This is a genomic window from Microbispora sp. CA-102843, assembly GCF_050936215.1.
Classification (GTDB): Bacteria; Actinomycetota; Actinomycetes; order Streptosporangiales; family Streptosporangiaceae; genus Microbispora.
In genome coordinates this window covers 2,790,594-2,809,194 of sequence record NZ_JBNJNF010000001.1, presented here as the reverse complement: position 1 = coordinate 2,809,194, position 18,601 = coordinate 2,790,594, and the positions used below count along the sequence as shown (strand labels likewise).

General features: G+C 71.4%; 22 protein-coding genes. 14 read left to right on the top strand and 8 right to left on the bottom strand.

Annotation, left to right across the window (positions count from 1 at the left end):
- Nucleotides 1–26: 26 nt before the first annotated feature.
- The 5 genes from ACQEVJ_RS13225 (at nt 27) to ACQEVJ_RS13205 (ending at nt 2,075) form a co-directional block, all read left to right on the top strand.
- Nucleotides 27–422 (top strand): radical SAM protein, encoded by a 396-nt coding sequence (locus ACQEVJ_RS13225; RefSeq protein ID WP_433100622.1) that lies wholly within the window; start codon nt 27–29, stop codon nt 420–422.
- Nucleotides 419–643, top strand: coding sequence for a hypothetical protein (locus ACQEVJ_RS13220; RefSeq protein WP_433100620.1), 225 nt, complete (start codon nt 419–421; stop codon nt 641–643). Before ACQEVJ_RS13225 ends, ACQEVJ_RS13220 begins: the two co-directional genes overlap by 4 nt.
- Nucleotides 640–1,644, top strand: a complete 1,005-nt coding sequence (locus tag ACQEVJ_RS13215) for a tyrosine-protein kinase family protein (RefSeq protein WP_433100618.1) — start codon at nt 640–642, stop codon at nt 1,642–1,644. The genes ACQEVJ_RS13220 and ACQEVJ_RS13215 overlap by 4 nt, the downstream gene beginning before the upstream one ends.
- A gap of 87 nt (nt 1,645–1,731) precedes the next feature.
- The gene (locus tag ACQEVJ_RS13210; RefSeq protein ID WP_433100617.1) at nt 1,732–1,896 is read left to right on the top strand and encodes a hypothetical protein; all 165 of its coding nucleotides are present in this window, start codon (nt 1,732–1,734) and stop codon (nt 1,894–1,896) included.
- Nucleotides 1,893–2,075 carry a hypothetical protein gene (locus ACQEVJ_RS13205; RefSeq protein ID WP_433100615.1) on the top strand — a complete coding sequence of 61 codons (183 nt, stop codon included), beginning with the start codon at nt 1,893–1,895 and terminating at the stop codon, nt 2,073–2,075. The genes ACQEVJ_RS13210 and ACQEVJ_RS13205 overlap by 4 nt, the downstream gene beginning before the upstream one ends.
- A gap of 17 nt (nt 2,076–2,092) precedes the next feature.
- Here ACQEVJ_RS13205 and ACQEVJ_RS13200 read toward each other — a convergent pair whose 3' ends face one another.
- Nucleotides 2,093–2,977, bottom strand: coding sequence for an alpha/beta fold hydrolase (locus ACQEVJ_RS13200; protein ID WP_433100613.1), 885 nt, complete (start codon nt 2,975–2,977; stop codon nt 2,093–2,095).
- 556 nt (nt 2,978–3,533) lie between these two features.
- Between ACQEVJ_RS13200 and ACQEVJ_RS13195 the strand changes: the two genes are divergently transcribed.
- The 6 genes from ACQEVJ_RS13195 to ACQEVJ_RS13170 are packed head-to-tail and all read left to right on the top strand — an operon-like array spanning nt 3,534 to nt 6,978.
- Nucleotides 3,534–3,782 carry a RyR domain-containing protein gene (locus ACQEVJ_RS13195; RefSeq protein WP_433100611.1) on the top strand — a complete coding sequence of 83 codons (249 nt, stop codon included), beginning with the start codon at nt 3,534–3,536 and terminating at the stop codon, nt 3,780–3,782.
- Nucleotides 3,783–3,795: 13 nt separating this feature from the next.
- The gene (locus tag ACQEVJ_RS13190; protein ID WP_433100609.1) at nt 3,796–4,272 is read left to right on the top strand and encodes a hypothetical protein; all 477 of its coding nucleotides are present in this window, start codon (nt 3,796–3,798) and stop codon (nt 4,270–4,272) included.
- A 17-nt stretch (nt 4,273–4,289) separates the two neighbouring features.
- Nucleotides 4,290–5,345: a DUF418 domain-containing protein gene (locus ACQEVJ_RS13185; RefSeq protein WP_433100608.1), complete on the top strand. Its 1,056-nt coding sequence runs from the start codon at nt 4,290–4,292 to the stop codon at nt 5,343–5,345.
- Nucleotides 5,275–6,066: a carbon-nitrogen hydrolase family protein gene (locus ACQEVJ_RS13180; protein WP_433100607.1), complete on the top strand. Its 792-nt coding sequence runs from the start codon at nt 5,275–5,277 to the stop codon at nt 6,064–6,066. The genes ACQEVJ_RS13185 and ACQEVJ_RS13180 overlap by 71 nt, the downstream gene beginning before the upstream one ends.
- Nucleotides 6,067–6,076: 10 nt before the next feature.
- On the top strand, nt 6,077–6,535 hold the full coding sequence (locus tag ACQEVJ_RS13175; protein WP_433100605.1) for a hypothetical protein: 459 nt from the start codon (nt 6,077–6,079) through the stop codon (nt 6,533–6,535).
- Nucleotides 6,532–6,978 carry a hypothetical protein gene (locus ACQEVJ_RS13170; protein WP_433100604.1) on the top strand — a complete coding sequence of 149 codons (447 nt, stop codon included), beginning with the start codon at nt 6,532–6,534 and terminating at the stop codon, nt 6,976–6,978. Before ACQEVJ_RS13175 ends, ACQEVJ_RS13170 begins: the two co-directional genes overlap by 4 nt.
- A 59-nt stretch (nt 6,979–7,037) precedes the next feature.
- Here ACQEVJ_RS13170 and ACQEVJ_RS13165 read toward each other — a convergent pair whose 3' ends face one another.
- The 3 genes from ACQEVJ_RS13165 to ACQEVJ_RS13155 form a co-directional block, all read right to left on the bottom strand.
- Nucleotides 7,038–8,540: a carboxyl transferase domain-containing protein gene (locus ACQEVJ_RS13165; RefSeq protein WP_433100602.1), complete on the bottom strand. Its 1,503-nt coding sequence runs from the start codon at nt 8,538–8,540 to the stop codon at nt 7,038–7,040.
- Nucleotides 8,537–9,715 carry a CaiB/BaiF CoA transferase family protein gene (locus ACQEVJ_RS13160; protein WP_433100600.1) on the bottom strand — a complete coding sequence of 393 codons (1,179 nt, stop codon included), beginning with the start codon at nt 9,713–9,715 and terminating at the stop codon, nt 8,537–8,539. Before ACQEVJ_RS13160 ends, ACQEVJ_RS13165 begins: the two co-directional genes overlap by 4 nt.
- A 176-nt stretch (nt 9,716–9,891) precedes the next feature.
- Nucleotides 9,892–10,047: a hypothetical protein gene (locus ACQEVJ_RS13155; RefSeq protein WP_433100598.1), complete on the bottom strand. Its 156-nt coding sequence runs from the start codon at nt 10,045–10,047 to the stop codon at nt 9,892–9,894.
- A 210-nt stretch (nt 10,048–10,257) separates the two neighbouring features.
- Between ACQEVJ_RS13155 and ACQEVJ_RS13150 the strand changes: the two genes are divergently transcribed.
- Nucleotides 10,258–12,177, top strand: a complete 1,920-nt coding sequence (locus ACQEVJ_RS13150) for a hypothetical protein (protein ID WP_433100596.1) — start codon at nt 10,258–10,260, stop codon at nt 12,175–12,177.
- Here the strand turns inward: ACQEVJ_RS13150 and ACQEVJ_RS13145 are convergent.
- Nucleotides 12,174–12,644 carry a hypothetical protein gene (locus tag ACQEVJ_RS13145; protein WP_433100594.1) on the bottom strand — a complete coding sequence of 157 codons (471 nt, stop codon included), beginning with the start codon at nt 12,642–12,644 and terminating at the stop codon, nt 12,174–12,176. The genes ACQEVJ_RS13150 and ACQEVJ_RS13145 overlap by 4 nt on opposite strands.
- Before the next feature lie 108 nt (nt 12,645–12,752).
- Between ACQEVJ_RS13145 and ACQEVJ_RS13140 the strand changes: the two genes are divergently transcribed.
- Entirely contained in the window at nt 12,753–13,043 is a 291-nt protein-coding gene (locus tag ACQEVJ_RS13140) for a hypothetical protein (RefSeq protein WP_433100593.1), read from the top strand.
- A 103-nt stretch (nt 13,044–13,146) separates the two neighbouring features.
- Here ACQEVJ_RS13140 and ACQEVJ_RS13135 read toward each other — a convergent pair whose 3' ends face one another.
- The 3 genes from ACQEVJ_RS13135 to ACQEVJ_RS13125 form a co-directional block, all read right to left on the bottom strand.
- A complete protein-coding gene (locus ACQEVJ_RS13135) occupies nt 13,147–14,979 on the bottom strand; it encodes a hydantoinase B/oxoprolinase family protein (RefSeq protein WP_433100591.1) in 1,833 nt (610 codons plus the stop codon).
- Nucleotides 14,969–17,014, bottom strand: coding sequence for a hydantoinase/oxoprolinase family protein (locus tag ACQEVJ_RS13130; protein ID WP_433100589.1), 2,046 nt, complete (start codon nt 17,012–17,014; stop codon nt 14,969–14,971). Before ACQEVJ_RS13130 ends, ACQEVJ_RS13135 begins: the two co-directional genes overlap by 11 nt.
- A 94-nt stretch (nt 17,015–17,108) precedes the next feature.
- On the bottom strand, nt 17,109–17,771 hold the full coding sequence (locus ACQEVJ_RS13125; RefSeq protein WP_433100587.1) for a DsbA family oxidoreductase: 663 nt from the start codon (nt 17,769–17,771) through the stop codon (nt 17,109–17,111).
- 132 nt (nt 17,772–17,903) lie between these two features.
- Here ACQEVJ_RS13125 and ACQEVJ_RS13120 point away from each other — a divergent pair, with 132 nt between their 5' ends.
- On the top strand, nt 17,904–18,551 hold the full coding sequence (locus ACQEVJ_RS13120) for a PadR family transcriptional regulator (RefSeq protein WP_433100585.1): 648 nt from the start codon (nt 17,904–17,906) through the stop codon (nt 18,549–18,551).
- Nucleotides 18,552–18,601 lie beyond the last annotated feature (50 nt).

The following is an 18,601-nucleotide window of genomic DNA, read 5'->3' as shown; positions in this document are numbered from 1 at the left end:
CCCGTCGGGCTCACAGAACCGAGGCTATGAATCCAATGGGTCTCAATCGGTCACCTCTATCCATCGTGCCGTTCCGGCAATTCGTACTCAAGGTGGCGAGCAGGTGTGATCTGGCCTGCGATCACTGCTATGTGTACGAACACGCCGACACCAGCTGGCGGGGACGACCGATGGTGATGTCCGATGGCACCGCCGTCCGGGTGGCGGATCGGATCGCGGAGCATGCCGCCGAGCACCGGATTCAGACGACGCACGTCGTCTTCCACGGAGGCGAGCCCCTCCTCGCCGGAATCGAGCGGCTCCGGCGATTCTCGCGTACGCTCCGCCGGGCGGTCGAGGGTGTCTGCGATCTCGACCTGCGCATCCACACGCCCAGCTCGATGCGCTGCTCGATCTGCTCGACCTCACCGGCGGCGACATGAGCCGCGAGCGGCTGCTGTGTGACGCGTACGGGTGGCTCTCTGTCAGCGATCTCCTCGGTAAGAAGGAACTCGAACGGCTGGTAGAGACAATCGGCCAGATCACCGACTGGGCGCTCCCGGCGATGGAGCGGCGGTTCGCCACGCAACTGGCCGACACGGCCGCCCGCTCGCGTGGCCCCGAGCCCCGCGACGCGGCGGGAGTGAGGCAGGGGAGGCAGTGAGCCAGTTCCAGAACGGCCACATCATTACCTTCTACTCCTACAAGGGAGGGGCGGGGAGGACGATGGCGCTGGCCAACACGGCCTGGATCCTCGCCTCCAACGGCCACCGCGTGCTGGTCGTGGACTGGGACCTGGAGTCTCCCGGCCTGCACAGGTTCTTCCGCCCCTTCCTGGACGGGAAGGCGATCAGCGGCACGGCCGGCGTGATCGATCTGGTCAAGGACTTCGCCTGGGCCGCGACCCGTCCCGACCCGCGTCCCGCCGACTGGCACACCCGGTACGCGGACGTGGGGCGACACGTCGTGCCGATCGAGTGGCCCCACTTCCCCGACGGCGGCTCCCTCGACTTCCTGCCGGCCGGGCGGCAGAACCGCGACTACTCCTCGCTGGCGTCCACCTTCGACTGGGACGACTTCTACGAGCGACTCGGCGGGGGGCAGTTCCTCGACGCCCTGCGGGAGGACATGCTGCGCGGCTACGACTACGTACTCATCGACAGCCGCAACGGCCTGAACGACATCGCCGACATCTGCACGGTCCAGTTCCCCGATACCGTGGTCCTCGCCTTCACGCTCAGCGACCAGAGCATTGAGGGTGCCGTGCAGGTAGGGGCGGACATCGCCGGGCGTTACGCCGATCGCAACATCAGGATTGTGCCCATCCCGATGCGGGTGGACGACGCGGCGAGGGAGAAGCTTGACCTCGGCCGGGCGTTCGCCCGTAGTCAGTTCGATAGGTTCCTCGCCGGTATGGATCCGGAACAGGCGAACCGCTACTGGCGGGCCGTCGAGATCCCCTACAAGCCGTTCTACGCGTACGAGGAGACCCTCGCGACCTTCGGTGACGCGCCCGGTTCCCCCGGCTCGCTGCTGGCCGCCTACGAGCGGCTCACGAGCGTCATCACCGGAGGCCGGGTCTCGTCCCTTCCCCCGCTGAACGAGGACCTACGGCTGAGCTACCGGGAGCTGTTCGCCCGGCGCTGTCGAACGACGTCACCGTGAGCTACATCCCCGAGGACCGGTTGTGGGAGAAGTGAATCGCCGCCGTACTGACCAGGCCCGCATGCGCGCGCGGCGGGCGCGGGAGACGTGGCGCGCCACCGAGGCCCCGCCGCGCTGTCGGTCGATCTCGTCCCCGTCCGAGTGTCGGACCTACGGCTCCCGCAGTCGTACGCCGACCCGCCCGCGCTGGACCTGTTCCGGCTGGACGAGCAGCACGCGGCGGCCGCGCTGCTGCGTGCCCTCCGCCCGTGATCGACCGCGTGCGGTACCTGTGGCGGCGGGGTGAGTTCGACCGGGCGCTGAATCTCGGCCGCCGCCTGGAGGAGCTCCTGCCCGACCCGCACTCCCGCATCCTGCAGACGGCCGACAGCCTCGCCACGGTGCTGGACTGGCGCCGCGTCGACCGCGAGCTGGAACCCCTCCCCTGGTGACCAGGCTGCCCGTGTGATCAGGCCGCCCGTCCGTCCCTGGCGAGCCAGCCCAGCAGGTCGGGCAGCACATGCAGGGCGTGGAAGTGCGCCGCGCCCCGCTGGATCCGCACCGTGGCGGTCGGTATTCGCCTGGCCAGCCAGCGCGAGTGGCTGACCGGTGAGAACACGTCGTCCTCGCCGTGCCACAGGAGAATGGGGACCCTGATGTCGGCGGGGTCGAACCCCCACGGCGAGCAGAAGGCCATGGCGTCGTCGATCCAGCCGTACGCGGAGTTCCGCACGGCCTCCGCGTAGTTCTGCACCAGCATCGTCCGGATGCCGGCGTCCGCGATGACGCTCCTGTCCGACTCCGGCAGCTCGTCGTAGAGGGCGTTCACGAGCCGTACGGGGTCCTCGCGGATCTCGTCGGCGGTCGGGCCGAGCCGCGCCGCGAGCCGCTCCCGCCCCTGCATGGCGGTCATGTACTCCGCGACGTTGCCCTCGGTCATGCCGTCGAACCAGTCGAGGCCCTCCGCCTCCCGGGGGGCGAGCCCGACGAGCACCGCGGCCCGGGTCACCCGGTGGGGGATCAGGGCGGCGCAGGCGAGCGCGTGCGGCCCGCCGCCGGAGCGGCCCACCACCGCGAAACGGTCCAGGCCGAGGTGGTCCGCGATGGCGGCCACGTCCGCGGCGACGTCCCCCACACTGCGGCCCTCGTGCCGGTCGGAGTCGCCGTACCCTGGGCGGTCGTAGGTGATGAGCCGCACGCCGAGCCGATAGAGCAGACCTTCCCGTGGAAGGGGGCCGATCCGGCTGCCAGGCGTCCCGTGCAGCAGGAACACCGGTCTGCCTCCGTGGACCTTTCCCCTCTGCGCGACCGCGAGGCGCCGCTCGCGATCCGCCGACCACACCCCGTCCGTCAACGCCGGGCCCTCCGTGTCGATCGTCGAAGGATCTCAGGCAGAGCATCCTCCGAACCGGTGTAACGCGAAAGAGCCCGGCGGCCTCGGAACGGCAACACCTTTCATAGTGCGGGCCTGGAGCGCTCCCCTTTTGGCGGGTTATTTTCATAAAGGCACGTGCCATCCAGCAAAGGAAGAGGATTTATGGCCTTTCCCGCGAGCTACGTGGTGCGTGCGGTATTCGCGGGCCTGGCGATAGTCGCATTGGTGACCAGATATATCGGTCTCCACACATATGCGAAAACCCTGGGTCTGCCGTCGTCTCCCCTCGACCTCCTCTACTGGGACCTGCACCTGTTCGTGTTCGACTCCGCGCCGCTCGACGAGCCGAAACCGCTGCCGGCCCTGCTGGAGTTCGCCCGTTTCACCGCGCCCGGCGTGACGATCTACACCCTGGTCGACGGAGCCCGCCTGCTCTTCGCCGCCGAGCTGCGGCGGTTCCCGACGGCAGGCCGAGGACATCGGCCGCAAGCTGACGAGCATCGGCTGCGCCCTCGCTCCCCGCGTGGAGCCCGAGTTGCATTTCTCCTTGAAGGACTACGAGATCGAGCAACTTGCGATGATGGAGCACGAACGGTGGCTGCGGGACCTGGTCGCCGACGGATGGACCCGCGGCCCGGTCCGCGACGAAGAGAACAGGAGACACCCCGACCTGGACAGCTGGGACAACATCTCGGATGCGGCGAAGGAGAAGGACCGCGACACCGTGCGGAACCTGCCGCGCATCCTGGCCACCGCGGGTTTCCAGATCGTACGCGTCGGTTGAACGAGTGAGGGGGATGAGCACGATCGCGTTCACCGGCCACCGGGGCCTGCCCAGGGACACGGCCGACCGGGTCCGCCGCGCCCTGCGGGCCGTGCTCGCCGGCCGGGGTCGGCCGCTGGTGGGCCTGTCCTGCCTGGCCGAAGGGGCCGACCAGCTCTTCGCCCGGGAGGTGCTGCGCGCCGGCGGCGACCTGGACGTGGTCGTGCCCGCCGCCGGATACCGGGAGAGCCTGCCCCACGCGGCCCGGGCGGGATACGACGACCTGCTCCCGCTCGCGCGGCACGTGCACGACATGCCGTTCGAACGGCCGGAGCCGGTGGCGTTCATGGCCGCCTCGGTCTTCATGCTGGAGCGGGCGGACGAGCTGCTCGCGGTCTGGGACGGGCTGCCGGCGCGCGGGTTCGGCGGCACGGCCGACGTCGTCGCGCACGCCCGCGAGCGGGAGATGCGGGTGCTGGTGCTCTGGCCGCCCGGCTCGCGAAGGGACTGACACGAAAGGACTGGCGGGTGAACGTGGCGGCAGGCAGGATCCGGCGGGTCGACGCGCTGCGCGGGTTCGCCGTGTGCGGGATCATGCTGGTCAACGCCTGGCAGCAGAGGGTGCGGCACGGGCCGACCTCGCTGGACTGGGTGATGGTGAACCTGTTCCAGAGCCGCTTCTACCCGATGTTCGCGTTCCTGTTCGGGGTGTCCTTCGCGCTGTTCCTGCGCTCGGCCCGGCTGCGGACGAGGCGCCCGCGCGTCGTCATGCTCCGCCGCCTGGCCGTGCTCGCCGCGCTGGGGGCGGCGCACATCCTGATCGACCCCGGCGAGGTGCTGCTGCCGTACGCGCTGCTGGGGGCGGTCGTCCTGCTTCCGGCGAGCCTCCTGCCCCGGGCGGCCGTGCTGCTGGTGGGCTGCGGCGTCCTGGTCGCCGCCGTGCTCGACCCCCATCCGTACGTGCTGATCACCGCGCTGTTCCTGCTCGGTCTGGCCGCCGCCCCGGATGCGGAGGCGGATGCGGAGGCGAGGAGGGGTGCCAGGCGCCTCGGCGGGGCGGACGGCCTGGGCAGCGGGCCGTTCCTCGGCGTCGTGTGCGGGGCGGCGGCCGTGCTCGCGGCCGGACTGACCTGGTGGTGGAACCACGCGCCGCCCGGCGGCGGGGTCTACCAGGCGGCGGCGCTGTGCGCCGCGGTGGCGTACGCGACGGCGTTCCTGCTGCTCGCCCGTCACGCGGCGGTGTTCGAGGCGCTGGGACGGATGACCCTGACCAACTACGTGACGGGCACGACGGTGATCGTGGTGGCGATGCCGCTGCTGGAGGCCGACGGCACGGGGGCCGCCGTCGTGGCGCTCGCCGTCGTCACCGTCGCCGCGCAGGCGGTCTTCTGCAGGTGGTGGCTCGCCCGGCACCGGCACGGCCCGCTGGAGTGGGTGTGGCGCACGCTTACCTGGTGGGGCACCTCACGGGGCACCTGGTGGGGCGAGCCGGCGACCGGGCAGACTGTGATCCGTGACCCGCGTAGCGCTGTGCCAGATCCCCGTCGACCACGACCCGGAGACCAACCTATCGACCGTGCGTGACGCCCTCGCGCGGGCGCGGGGGGCGGACCTCGCCGTGTTCCCCGAAGCGACGCTCGCCCGGTTCGGCCCGGGGATCGTCGAGACGGCCCAGCCGCTGGACGGCCCGTTCGTCACCGGCCTGGCCGAGGCCGCGCGCGAGCACGGCACGGCCGTCATCGCCGGCGTCTTCGAGCCCGCCGCGGACGGCAGGGTCTGGAACACCGCCGTCTGCCTGCGGGAGGACGGCTCGCTCGCCGCGGCGTACCGGAAGATCCACCTGTTCGACTCCTTCGGCGCGAAGGAATCGAAACTGGTCGCGCCGGGGGACGCGCCGGCGGTCGTGGAGCTGGCCGGGCTCAGGATCGGCCTGATCACCTGTTACGACGTCCGCTTCCCCGAACTGGCCCGCGCGCTGGTCGACCAGGGCGCGGACACGTTCGCGGTGATCGCCGCCTGGGGTTCGGGGCCGCTGAAGGAGGACCACTGGACGACCCTCGTCAGGGCCAGGGCCATCGAGAACACCACCTGGACCGTCGCGGTCGGCCAGGCGCCTAATCCCGCCATACCGGACGGGTTCGGTGTAGGCCGCAGCATGCTCGTCGACCCGATGGGCGTCGCCCGGCATGACCTGGGCACGGGCCCCGGCGTACTCATCGCGGAGATCGACGCGGCGTGGACCGAGACCGCGCGCGCCACCCTCCCCTCGCTCGAACATCGCCGGCTCGGAGTCGTCAGATCGTAAACTTGGCCCCATGAGCGAGCCGGGACGCAGGACACGGATGCAGAAGGTGGTTCCGCCGCGGCTGCTCGTGCCGTACCTGTCGGGCCGTCGCACGATCATCTCCGGCTACGTGTACCGCGAGCAGGACTGCGACCGCCTCACCACCCCCGCCGCGCTCGTCGAGGCCCTCGACCTGTGCTTCGACGGATCGGAGCTGACGCCGGACGTGCCCGAGCTGTACATCATGCGCTGGGACGCGCGGGACATCGACACCTACGTCGTCCCGTACGGCCCGCACATGGGCGGTGATTGGAGCGATGCACCGCCCTTCACCGGGAACGGGTTCACCGCCTCGCGCGAGCAGGTGGTGCCGCAGTTCCACACGATGCCCATGCCGATCCCCGCGGGTGCGGAGATCGTCCACGTCACCGCGGCCGGGGAGCGTCCCTTCGCCGGCTTCGACGGCCTGACCTGGCGGCCGGCGCGATGAGCGAGATCGAGCCGGTCGGCCTGGGATTCGTCGCCCGCTACCGCGACCGGGACTACGCCGCCGCGGTCGGGCCCGGCGGCGACGACGTGGTGCTGTTCAGCGAGACCCCGCAGGAGGGGTTCACCGCCGCGGGCGGCTACTGGAGGCTGCCCGTGAGCCGGGCCGAGCTGGAGCGGCTGACCCTGCTGCGCACGGTCGGGGCGTTCGGCGGCGAGCCGTGCCTCGTGCTGGACGAGGACGACGGCGAGGACGGCGGGGAGGGCGGCCTGCACATCGCCTACACCGGCCACAACGGCCTGAAGGCCGAGGCGCTCGGCTACTGGCTGGTGGACCACGGCGCGTACGAGGTGGTCGTGCCCCGCGACGAGGTCCACGCGATCCGGGTGGAGCGTGTGCCGGTGCCGCTCACTCCTGACCGGGCGGACGGTCACGAGAACTCTTGAGGACTCGAGCCGGAGCGGATCAGGAGCCCAGAGACCGGTAGAAGAGGCCGGTGGGTTGGTCAGGAGCCCAGCGACCGGTAGCGGGCGAAGCGGGTCGCCATCCGCTCCCCCGCCGGGCGGTCCAGCAGGCCCGCGATCTCGTGTTCGAGCGTGCGCCCGGCCCTGCGGCAGAACTCCTCCGGCTCGTACGCCGCGTCCGGCCGTTCCGGCACGATCCGGTCCACGATGCCGTCCCGCCGCAGGTCGGCGGCGCGTACGCCCTGGGCGGCGGCGATCTCCGGGGCGAAGTCGACGGTCCGGTACAGCAACGCCGACGCGCCCTCCGGCGGGAGCGGCGACAGCCAGGCGTGCTGCGCGCAGACGACCCGGTCGGCCGGGAGCAGGGCCAGCGCGGCACCGCCCGCGCCCTCCCCCAGCAGCAGGCACACAGTGGGCGCGTCGAGCATGACGAGGTCGGCCAGGCAACGGGCGATCTCGGCGGCCAGGCCGCCCTCCTCGGCCGCCTTCGACAGCTCGGCCCCGGCGGTGTCGACGACCGTGACCAGCGGCAGGCGCAGTTCGCCGGCCAGGCGCATGCCGCGCCGGGCCACCCGCAGCCCGGCCGGGCCGAGCGTGCTGCCCGCCCGCTGCCGCCGCCGGTCCTGGCCGAGGACGACGGCGGGCGCGGCGCCGAACCTGGCCAGCGCCAGCAGGAGGCCGGGGTCGCGTTCCCCGGTGCCGGTGCCGTGCAGTGGGGTCACGTCCCGTGCGCCGTATTTGAGCAGGTCGCGCACGCCGGGGCGGTCGTCGCGGCGCGAGCGGGTGACGGCCTCCCACGCCGGTGCCGGCTCGGCCGCCTCCTCGGGTTCCGGGCCGGGTTCCAGGCCCGCGCGCGGGGCGCAGAGCACGGCCAGCGTCCTGATGGCGATCTCCCGCGCGTCCTCGGCCGAGACCACGGCGTCGACCAGCCCGTGGGCGTAGAGGTTCTCGGCGACCTGGACCCCCTGGGGGAACGGGTAGCCGTGCAGCGACTCGAACACCCGCGGCCCGAGGAAGCCGATGAGCGCCCCCGGCTCGGCGGCCGTCACGTGGCCGAGTGAGCCCCACGACGCGAACACCCCGCCCGTCGTGGGATGGCGCAGGTAGACGACGTACGGCAGGCCGGCGGCACGGTGGGCGGCGACCGCCGCGGTGATCTTCACCATCTGGGTGAAGGCCAGCGTGCCCTCCTGCATGCGGGTGCCGCCACTGGCCGGGGCGGCGAGCAGCGGCAGGCGCTCGGCGCCGGCCCGCTCGACGGCCCGCACGAGCCGCTCGGCCGCCGTCACCCCGATCGATCCGGCCAGGAAGGAGAACTCGCAGGCGACGACGGCCACCCGGCGGCCGTCGAGCGTGCCCTCGCCGGTGACGACCGACTCGTCGTACCCCGTCCTGGCCCGGACGCGGGCGAGTTCGGCGGCGTACTCCGACCCGGGCGCGGCCCGGTCCCGCGGAGGCTCGTCCCACGACTTCCACGAGTCCGGGTCGAGCACCCGCGCGATCAGCGTCCGCGCGTCGGGCCTGCCCGCGTCGCCTTTGTTCATGGCGAGCGCCGCTCCCGTTCGGCCAGCCAGCCGAGCACGGTGTCGTTGTCCTGGCCCAGGCCGGGAGGCGAGACATGCCCCTCGCCGATCGTCCTCGCCTGGTCGTCGCGCTCGAACCGCAGCGGCGGGCCGGGCAGTTCGATCGGGCCGAGCACGGGATGGTCGACGGTGACGAGCAGGCCCTGCGACCGGACCTGGTCCCAGGCGTACACCTCGTCGATCGACCGGATCGCGCCCGCGGGCACGCCGATCTCCCCCAGCGCCGCGAGCCAGTGCTCGCGGTCGTGCGCCGCCAGTGCCTTCTCCATGTCGGCGATCAGCTCTTCCCGATGGGCGAACCTATCCCTGTTTGTCGCATATTTCGGCATTTCGGGATCGATGTCCAGCAGCTGGGCGACCTTACGCCACTGCCCGTCGTTGGCCACCGCGATCTGGATCATGCCGTCGGCGCAGCGGAAGGCGCCGTACGGGGCGATGGAGGCGTGGTGGTTGCCGCCCGCCTTCGGCACCGTGCCGCCGACGGTCCAGGCGGTGCCGTGGTAGGAGTGCACGCCCACGACCGACGCCAGAAGGGACGTCCTGACGACCGTCCCGCGACCGGTGCGCTCGCGCTCGTACAGCGCCGCGACCACGCCGTACGCGCCGTGGATGCCCGCGAGCAGGTCGGCGATCGAGGCCCCGACCCGGTACGGCTCGTCGGGCGACGGCCCGGTCAGCGACATCAGCCCGGCCTCCCCCTGGGCGATCTGGTCGTAGCCCGGCCGGCCCCCCTCGGGACCGTCGTGGCCGAACCCGGTGATGGACAGGATCACCAACCGGGGGTTGAGCGCGTGCAGGCGCTCGACGGAGAACCCGAGGCGGTCGAGCACGCCGGTGCGGAAGTTCTCCACCAGCACGTCGCTCTGCCGCACGAGCCGCTCGACCAGGTCGCGGCCCTCGTCGGACTTCATGTCCACCGTGACCGACCGCTTGTTGCGGTTGGCCGCGAGGAAGTACGTGGATATGTCGTGGTCCGGGCCGACGAAGGGCGGGCCCCATCCGCGCGACTCGTCCCCCGACGGGTGCTCCACCTTGATCACGTCGGCGCCCAGGTCGCCGAGCATCTGCGCGCAGTGCGGCCCGGCGAGTGCCCGGGACAGATCGAGGACGACGATGCCGCTGAGAGGTCCCTGCACGGCCAGCCTCCACGGGGGTCGTCAAGGAGAACGTCCTTCGGTCTCCACCGGCAAGCCTGCCAGGTCACCCCGCCGGCACGACAGCCCGGTCCGCGCCGTACGGCTCGCACTGCCGGGACGTCGCCGCCGGGGCCGGCCGCCGCGTGGCGGCGGCCGCGGCGTCCGGCCCCGGGACGTCAGTGGTGCGTCCGATGGCCGCGCCACTGGTCCATCAGCCGGCGCAGCCGCTGCCGGTTCTCCGGATCACGCGCCATGGTCTTGGCCTTCTCGACGTTCTCGTGGCCCTTGGAGCTCTGCAGGTAGTCCCTGATGCGCTGGACTATAGACGCCATTTGTAACTCACCATCCCATTTGTGCCGTTACTGAACGGTTACCCACGGACACCGCCGCCAATCCCCGGCTGCCGTGGCACTCGTGGCGGTACCGTGAAAGCCGGGGACGACGTGCGGTGGCGGTACGCGACCTGGGGGCGAGACGTGAGATCGGATGCACCGGGCACGGGGCCGTTGTCGCCGGACTTCAGCGGCATATCCCCCGGGCCCATGGATCGTTTCGTCAAGGAACTGGAGCACGCCCGCGGGGTCATCGGGGAACGCGCCGAGGCCGTCCGGCGGGTGTTCGCCGCGAGGGGACTGCCCGCCTCGCCCCTGAGCCCCATCGGTGAGGTCGAACGGTGGATCGACGAACGGCTGCCCGACCTGCGCCGCCGCCACCGGATGGCCGTGGGCCTCTCCCACGCGCCCAGCTGGTCGCCCGGCTCGCTGGTGCCGTACGACGAGAAGAACCTCCTCGGGGCGGCCGAGGCCCGGCGGCTGGGCGGCGCACTCGCCGCGGCGTACAAGGACGTCGATCCGGACGCCCCGTTCGACTTCCACCTCGTGGACAAGTACCGCACGCTCGTCGAGGACCTGGCCGCGCACGCCGACGACTCCGAGTTCACCGCCGCCTTCTTCGCTGGCATCGGCGTACGCCGGACCGTCGAACTGCCCCGGCGGCTGCGCCAGGTGCTGCAGGAGAACGTGGACGAGGCCGTACGGACCGCGAGCCGGGCGTTCGGCTCGGCGGTGAGCGGAGGGTCCGCGGTCCCCGGCTTCGCGGCCGTCGCCGCCGCCGTGCACACCAGGGCGGACGACGAGGAGGACCGCAGGGACGTCGGCGACCTGCTGTCGGCGGGGCGCCTGCCCACCGAATGGCTGGCCGAGGCGGTGGCCACACAGGTGTTCCTCCCCGGGGAGAAGACACGCGGCGAGACGCTGACGCCGTACCTCGATGCGCTGGCCGCCGATCCCGCGGCGGCGCGGCTCGCGATCGCGCTGGCGACCAGGAACAGCCCGCTGCCGAGGGACGCCGCCGCCCGCCTGCTCACGCGTCCGGGTCTCGCTTCGCGTGACCGGCGGCCGGACCTTGTGACGTTCCTGCGGGACCTGAACGACCGTGCGGCCGTGGACGGCACGTCCGCCGACGCGTTCGGGCGGATGCTCGCCGCCGCGTCCGGCGCGTACGACGAGAGGGACGGAGCCCACAGCGACGTCGCGGCGCGGTTCGCCTTCGCCGTCGTCACCGGGACCTCAGGTCTCCGCTTCGCCCCGCCCACGCGCGTCCACCTCGCCGAGATCGCGGGCGCGTACGCCACCGAGATGACCGAGGGCGCGAACCTCGGCGACTCCAACCAGCTGCTGCCCAGCGCGTTCGGCCCGGTCGAGTCGCGCGTGCCGGGACTGTCACCGGCGTTCCGGCTGAGCCCCGAGGACACCTACCGGTTCCTGCTCGCCTTCGCGGGCGACGAGTCCGACCGCAGGCCGTTCGACCAGGGCATGGGCGACCTCGCCAAGCGCCTCGTCGGCGTGAACGTGCCACCGATGCTCAAGGCCGCGGACCCCTCTCGCCTGGACGACCTCTTCGCCGCACTGGGCAACGTCCGCGGCTTCGAACTCGCCGCCGCGGAAAAACACCTCAAGGCTCTCGACGACGTCGCGGAGCGGAACGACATCGCGGACGACATGGCCTGGGACGTCAGCCAGCTGGTCCTCGGCAAGGCCCTGCCGCAGGGGGAACTGTTGTGGCTGATGCTCGACCAGGGCCGTGGTCTGGTGAACAACATCAGCCCTGGCGAGGAGACGAACGTCGAGCGACTGCGTGACAGCGACGACGCCGAAACCCTGGGCCGGCAGCACACCGTGGCCGGGCTTCTCCTCGGCGCCGGGTTCCCCGCGGCCGTATCGCCCAAGGACTACCAGGCCACATGCCCGCCCGGTGTCGCCATCGCGGACGGGGAGGGCAACCTCCGCCCCTTCCCCGCCATAGCTCAGTCAGGCAACCAGGGCCTGCGAGCCCTCGACCAATGGTTCATCGCCAACGGCCTCGGCGGTGACAAGAATTCCTTCGGCGAGGTCACCCGCTTTCTCGCGGATCGGTTCGACGGGCGGAAAGATGCGGCACAGCGCCGCGCAGCCGTTTATTAGCCGTGCAAGCTCATGCCCAGGCATTCCGTCTCACCGCTCACCAAATACTGGCCATTCCGCGGTGATGCAAGTGTCAGGAGCGTGTGTGCAGCGTTGTTCCGCACGCGTACAGGCTCGCCCGGATCACCAACAGCGGTGATGTCGTACGGCGCCACACGCTTCAGTGCTCCTACCAAAGAGTCCACAAGAGCAGCCGGTCCCCTCTGGGGGAGATCCTGTCCAGTGGCGGCGAAGGTTTGTTTGGCTTTGCCGTCGCCGCAGGGGATGTTCTTGCCGCCGGGGTCGGTGATGGTCACGTTCTGGGCGTTGCGCTCCTCCAGTAGTTGAAGGATGTGCTTTTTTAGGGTTTGGCCTGCTTGTGCTGCTGTGGGGGAGTTTTCTGTTGTGCAGGCGGTTGAGGTGAGAAGCGCCAGCAGGAGCGCGGCGGCGATGGGGCGTAGCCGTACGGAAAGGGGCGCGCCGGGCATCGAGTTCGCCTCCGTGTCTCGCCGGAACCATATCCGGCCACATAATCTCAGGGAGTAGCACGGCACGACCACCTGTCTTTTTCGGTCATTGAAATGGGAGCCCGAAACGTGCCCACGGACGACGACCTGGTGCCGAACCCGAAGTACGACGACCTGCGGGCCGCGCTCGAGACGGTTCGGGAGCACGTTCACGTCCTGGAGACGGCCCTGGACCGGGCCTGCGCCCAGTTCGGCGGTGAACCGGTATGGGTGGGCCCGGCGGCTCGCGCCTTCGCCGAAGAGCTCAACGGCCGCCGGGCGCGGATGAGGAGCACCGTTCAGCACGTGATCGCCGAACTCGAGGCGGAGCTGCGCGCCACACCCGCCAAGGTCTCCCGTTCCGCCGCGATGAGCGGCTGAGGCCGAGGCGGTACGGAGTCCCCGCGCCAGGCCCTCGGCTTCCCGGCGAACGGGCGTACCGCCGGGCGCAGAGGACGATCCTCGGCGCCGCTCCGGCAGCGCGTCAGAGAGTGTCCACCTCCGCGTGCGGGAGGCCGCCGGAGAGTTTGGGGTAGCCGGGGCCGCGGTCGAAGAAGGCGGCGGGACGCGTCTCGCGCAGCCGCGCCCGCAGGCGCTCGGTCGCCTCCGCGTCCACGACGATCTCGCCGGCGGTTCCGGACAGCACGACGCCGTAGTCCTCGCGCGCGCCCTCGAACGAGACCTTCCCGTCGCGCACGTCGGCGGCCACCCTCTCCGCCGGCCGGTCGTACGGCGAGCCCCAGCCGCCTCCGCCGGTCGTGCGGATGCGGATGACCTGCCCGGCGCGTACGGGGAAGTCGTCGACCAGGCCCTCCATCTCCACGCCGTCCACCGTGACCTGGAAGGGACGGCCCGCCCGGCCGCCGTTGACGCCCCAGCACGACAGGATCGAGCGGTCGGCGATCGACATGAAGGAGGCGTCCCGCAGCATGCGGATGTGCTTGTCGTAGCCGAGGCCGCCGCGGAACTCCCCCGGCCCGCCGCTGTCCACGGCCAGGCCCAGCCGCTCGACCCGGAACGGCCACCGCGCCTCGGCGAACTCCACCGGGATGTTGCGGCTGTCGGGCACCACGTGGATGGTGTCCTCCCCGTCGGCGTACCAGCGCCCGCCGGAGCCGCCGCCGAGCACCTCGCGCATGAGGTAGGGCCCGTCGTCCGACTCGCCGTACACGCCGGTGTAGCGGATGGTCTCCTGGTCGGCGGGCATGCGGCCGCCGGTCGCCTTGGCCAGCACGCCCGCCAGCACGCCGAGCAGGCGCAGGATCACGAACGTACGGGCGTTCGTGGGCGCGGGGAAGATCGGCGTCAGCAGCGTGCCCTTCTCCGGGAAGACCATCCTGATCAGCGGCACGACGCCCTCGTTGACGTCGAGCTCGGCCATCCGCTCGGGCGTGTCGGCGAGGTTGCGCAGGATCGGCGCCAGCCACTTCTTCAGGAAGACCCCGTCGGCGTAGTCGCCGGCGTGGTTGATCGGCCCCTTGGCCTGGGGCGAGGTGCCGGTGAAGTCGATGGTCAGCGGGGTGTCCGCCGAGTGGTCGACGGTGAGCGTGATCCGCTGGGTGTGCAGGCGCGGCTCGTCCACGCCGTCGTGCTCGGCGTAGTCCTCCCAGACGTGGACACCCTCGGGGATCTTCGCGAGCAGCTCGCGGCGGAACGTCTCCGTCGTCTTGCCGACGATCGCGTCGAAGCACGCCTCGACCGCCTCCCGGCCGTACCGGTCGAACAGCTCGCCGAGCCGCCGGGCGCCCATGAGGCAGGCCGAGCACTCCGCGTCGAGGTCCCCCCCCAGCGAGTCGGGCATCCGGGAGTTGCGCGTCATGATGGTGAGCGCGGCGCGGTTGGGCACGCCCTGGTCCCACAGCCTGATCGGCGGGACCATCAGGCCTTCCTCGAACGCGCTGCGCGCGTGCGACGGCATCGATCCCGGCACCGCGCCGCCGATGTCGTCGTGGTGGCCGAACGCCTGGACGAACGCGACGACATCGCCCTCGTGGAAGACCGGCACCGTCACGCACAGGTCGGGCAGGTGGCCGATGCCTCCCTCGGACAGGTAGACGTCGTTGTGGAAGAAGACGTCGCCGGGCCGCATGGTGTCGATCGGGAAGTCGCGGACGACCGGCTGCACCAGCGCCGAATAGGAGCGCCCGGTCAGCTTGCGCAACCGCGCGTCGTGGATGCCCGCGCGGAAGTCGTGCGCGTCGCGGATCATGGGCGACCTGGCGGTGCGGGCGATCGCGGTCTCCACCTCCATCTCCACGGAGGCGAGCGTGCCCTCCACGATCTCCACGAGCACGGGGTCGACGGTCCTATCGGTCATCGCTCACCACCACGAGGTTGCCGTAGTCGTCCATGGTCGCCGTGAAGCCGGGATGCACCGGGAGGGTCGAGCCGTACTCCTCGACCACGGCGGGCCCTCGCACCACCGCCCCCGCCCCGAGGTCGCCCCGGCGGTAGATCACGGTCCTGCCCCACTGCTCGTAGTACACGTCGCGGGTCGCGACCGGGCTCGGCTCGTCCTCCTGGCGGGGCCTGCGCGCGATCTTCGGCCGGGTGATCGGGCCGATGCCGGACACCCGGAGGTTGACCCACTCGACGGCGTGGCGGGAGTCGTCGCGGTAACCGTACCCGTAGAGCCTCTCGTGCTCGGCGTGGAACCGCTCGGCGACCACGGCGAGCCACGCCTCGTCCACCGGACCGTCGGGGGCGGGCACCCGCACCTCGTACGCCTGGCCGTAGTAACGCAGGTCGGCGCTGCGCGCGTACACGTGCTCGGCGAATCCCTCGCGGTCGAGCGCGACCGCCGCCTCGGCCTCCAGGTCGGCGAGGATCTCGCCGACCGTTGCCGGAGAGGGGTCGCGGGCGACGTACGTGCGCACGTAGTCGTTCTTCACGTCGACCGTGAGCAGGCCGAACGCGGACACGTTCCCGGGGTCGGGCGGGACGATCGCGGCCCGCAGCCCGAGGATGTCGATGAGGCGGCAGGCCAGCAGCGGCCCGGAGCCGCCGAAGGCGACCATCGGGAAGTCCCGCACGTCGAGGCCGCGCTGGACGGTGATCTGCCTGATCGCGTTCGACTGGTTGAACGCGCTGATCTCCAGGATCCCGGTGGCGCAGCGTTCCGGGGTCAGCCCCAGACGGCCCGCGAGCGCCTCGACGCCCGCCCGCGCGGCGGCGACGTCGAGAGGGATCTCGCCGCCGAGCAGATGCGGGGGCACCCGCCCGAGGAAGACGTGCGCGTCGGTCACCGTCACCTCGGCGCCGCCTCTGCCGTAGCAGATCGGGCCGGGGTCCGCGCCCGCCGACCTCGGGCCGACCTTCAGCGTCCCCTCGGGGGAGATCCAGGCGATGGACCCGCCGCCGGCCCCGACCGTGACGATGTCGATCATCGGGATCTTGCACGGGTAGCGGCCGATGGTGCCCTCGGTCGTCAGCGACGGCTCTCCGTCCACCACGACGGCCACGTCGGTCGAGGTGCCGCCGCCGTCGAGAGTGATGACACTCGGGTCTCCGGCGGCCCCCGCGATCAGCGCCGCGCCGAGCGCCCCCGCTGCCGGGCCGGACAGCACGGTCGTGATCGGCTGGTGCACCACCTCGGCCGCCGACAGCACGCCGCCGTTGCTCTTCATGACGGAGAACGGCCGGCCGAGCCGCTCTGACAGGTTCTCGATGTAGCGCCGCATGATCGGCTTGACCGCCGCGTCCACCAGCGTGGTCACCGACCGCTCGTACTCCCGGTACTCCCGCAGCACGTCGCTCGACAGCGACACGACCGCCTCGGGGTGCTCGCGCCGCAGCACCTCGCGCATCCGCCGTTCGTGCTCGGGGTTGGCGTAGGAGTGCAGGAAGCACACCCCGATCGCGGTGACGCCCCGCTCCCTGAACCATCGCGCGACGTCCGCGGCCTGCTCCTCGTCGAACGGCCGGACCTCCCGGCCGAGGTGGTCGAGCCGTCCCCCGACGGTCCGCACCCGGTGGACGGGCACGATCCGCGGCGGCTTGACCCAGAAGTAGGAGTTGCCGTACCCGTCCGGCACGCTCTGCCGGGCGATCTCCAGGACGGACTCGAAGCCCTCCGTGGTGACGAAGCCCAGGTGAGACGTGCCGTCCGGGCGGTCCTCCAGCAACTGGTTGGTGGCGACGGTGGTGCCGTGGACGAGGGCGGACACGGCATCGAGGGCGCGGGACCCCGCGTGGGCCTCGAGCACCTTGTGAACGCCTGCCATGAACCCGTCGGCGGGATTGGCAGGAGTCGAGGGAGTCTTGGTCGTGACGATCTGGCCGGACTCCTCGTCGACGAGCACGACGTCGGTGAAGGTGCCGCCTGTGTCGACCCCGATGCGGACGCTGGACATGCTCCGTGTTTACCGATCACCGCCGATCGGAAGAACCGGCGCACTCTGCCGAAGAATCGCCGTCCTGTCGTCAGACCCTGCCCGGACGGATGGCTCAGACCGCGCAGGCCCCGTCGTCGCAGCCCTCGCCCGCCGTTTCGCCTACGGCCCTCTCCTCGGCCGTGCGCGCCTCGACCTCCCGCAGGGCGGCCACGAGCGTCTCGACGGGCTGCGCGCCCGAGACGGCGAACTTCTCCTCGAACAGGAACAGCGGGACGGCGCGGACGCCGAGCGCACGGGCGCGGGCCAGTTCCGCGCGCACCTGCTCGGCGCCCTGCCCGGTGTCCTCGACGCCGGTCTCGGCGGCGAGCGCCGCGAGCGTCCCGGGGTCGCCGACGTCGAGACCGTCGGTGAAGTGCGCACGGAAGAGCCGGTCGGCCATGTCCGCGTCGCGCCCCGCGCGCCCGGCCAGCCAGATCAGCCGGTGGGCCTCGAACGTGTTGGCGGCCACCGCCCGGTCGAAGCGGAGCTCCAGCCCGTCCTGCGCCGCGACGCCCGTGACCTGCCCGGTCATCTGCGTCACGCGGGCGGCGCCGCCGAACTTGCGCTCCAGCGCGCCCAGCAGCGGCTCGCCGCCGGAGACCGAGTCCGGGTCGAGCTGGAACGGACGATGGGTGACCTCGACGTCCCCCTCGTAGAGGCGTACGGCCTGCCGTAGACGGTGGTGACCGATGTAGCACCAGGGACAAACGACATCGGAGAAGATCTCGACTTTCACGACATGTCCCAACCGGCGCCGTCGGCGGCCGATTCCCCGCCGGCGGCGTACGCCGGGATCCGGGGTCTTGCGAGCGTCAACTCGCAACCGTATATTCGTAGGCGAGTAAACATGGCAAGAGGGTGATCGTCCATGGCGAAGCGGCGCAAGGTGGCCAATCTGCTGGCGTTGGCGGTGCTCTCCACGCTCGCGCATCGGCCCATGCATCCCTACGAGATGGCGGCGGCCCTGCGCGGCTGGAACAAAGAGCACGACATGGGGATCAAGTGGGGGTCTCTCTACACGGTCGTCGGCAACCTCGCCAAGCACGGGCTGATCGAGGAACTGGAGAGCAGCCGACAGGGGCGCCGCCCGGAGCGGACCATCTACCAGATCACCGAGGCGGGCCGGGAGGAGTTGGTCGACTGGACCAGGGAGCTGCTCAGCGTCCCCCACACGGAGTTCCCGTGGTTTCGAGCCGGCCTGTCGGTCATGGCGGTGCTCCCCCCGGACGACGTGGCCGGGCTGCTCACCGACCGGCTCGCGGCGATCAGGAAGGGGATCACCGGGCTGGAGGAGCTCTACGAGCGTGACAGCGCGCAAGTGCCGCGGCTGTTCCTCATCGAAACGGAGTACGACCTGGCGATGCTCAAGGCGGAGGAGGGCTGGATCGGCGCCCTGCTCGAAGAGCTGACCGCGGGCACCTTCCCCGGCCTGCCGGAGTGGCGGGCCTTCCACGAGGCCGGCGGACTGTCGGCCGAGATGAAGGAACTCGCGGAGAACAACATCACCGACATTTAGTCCTGGTGGCGGTGCTGCAACACCGCCACCAGGAGAACCTTCGAACCGAC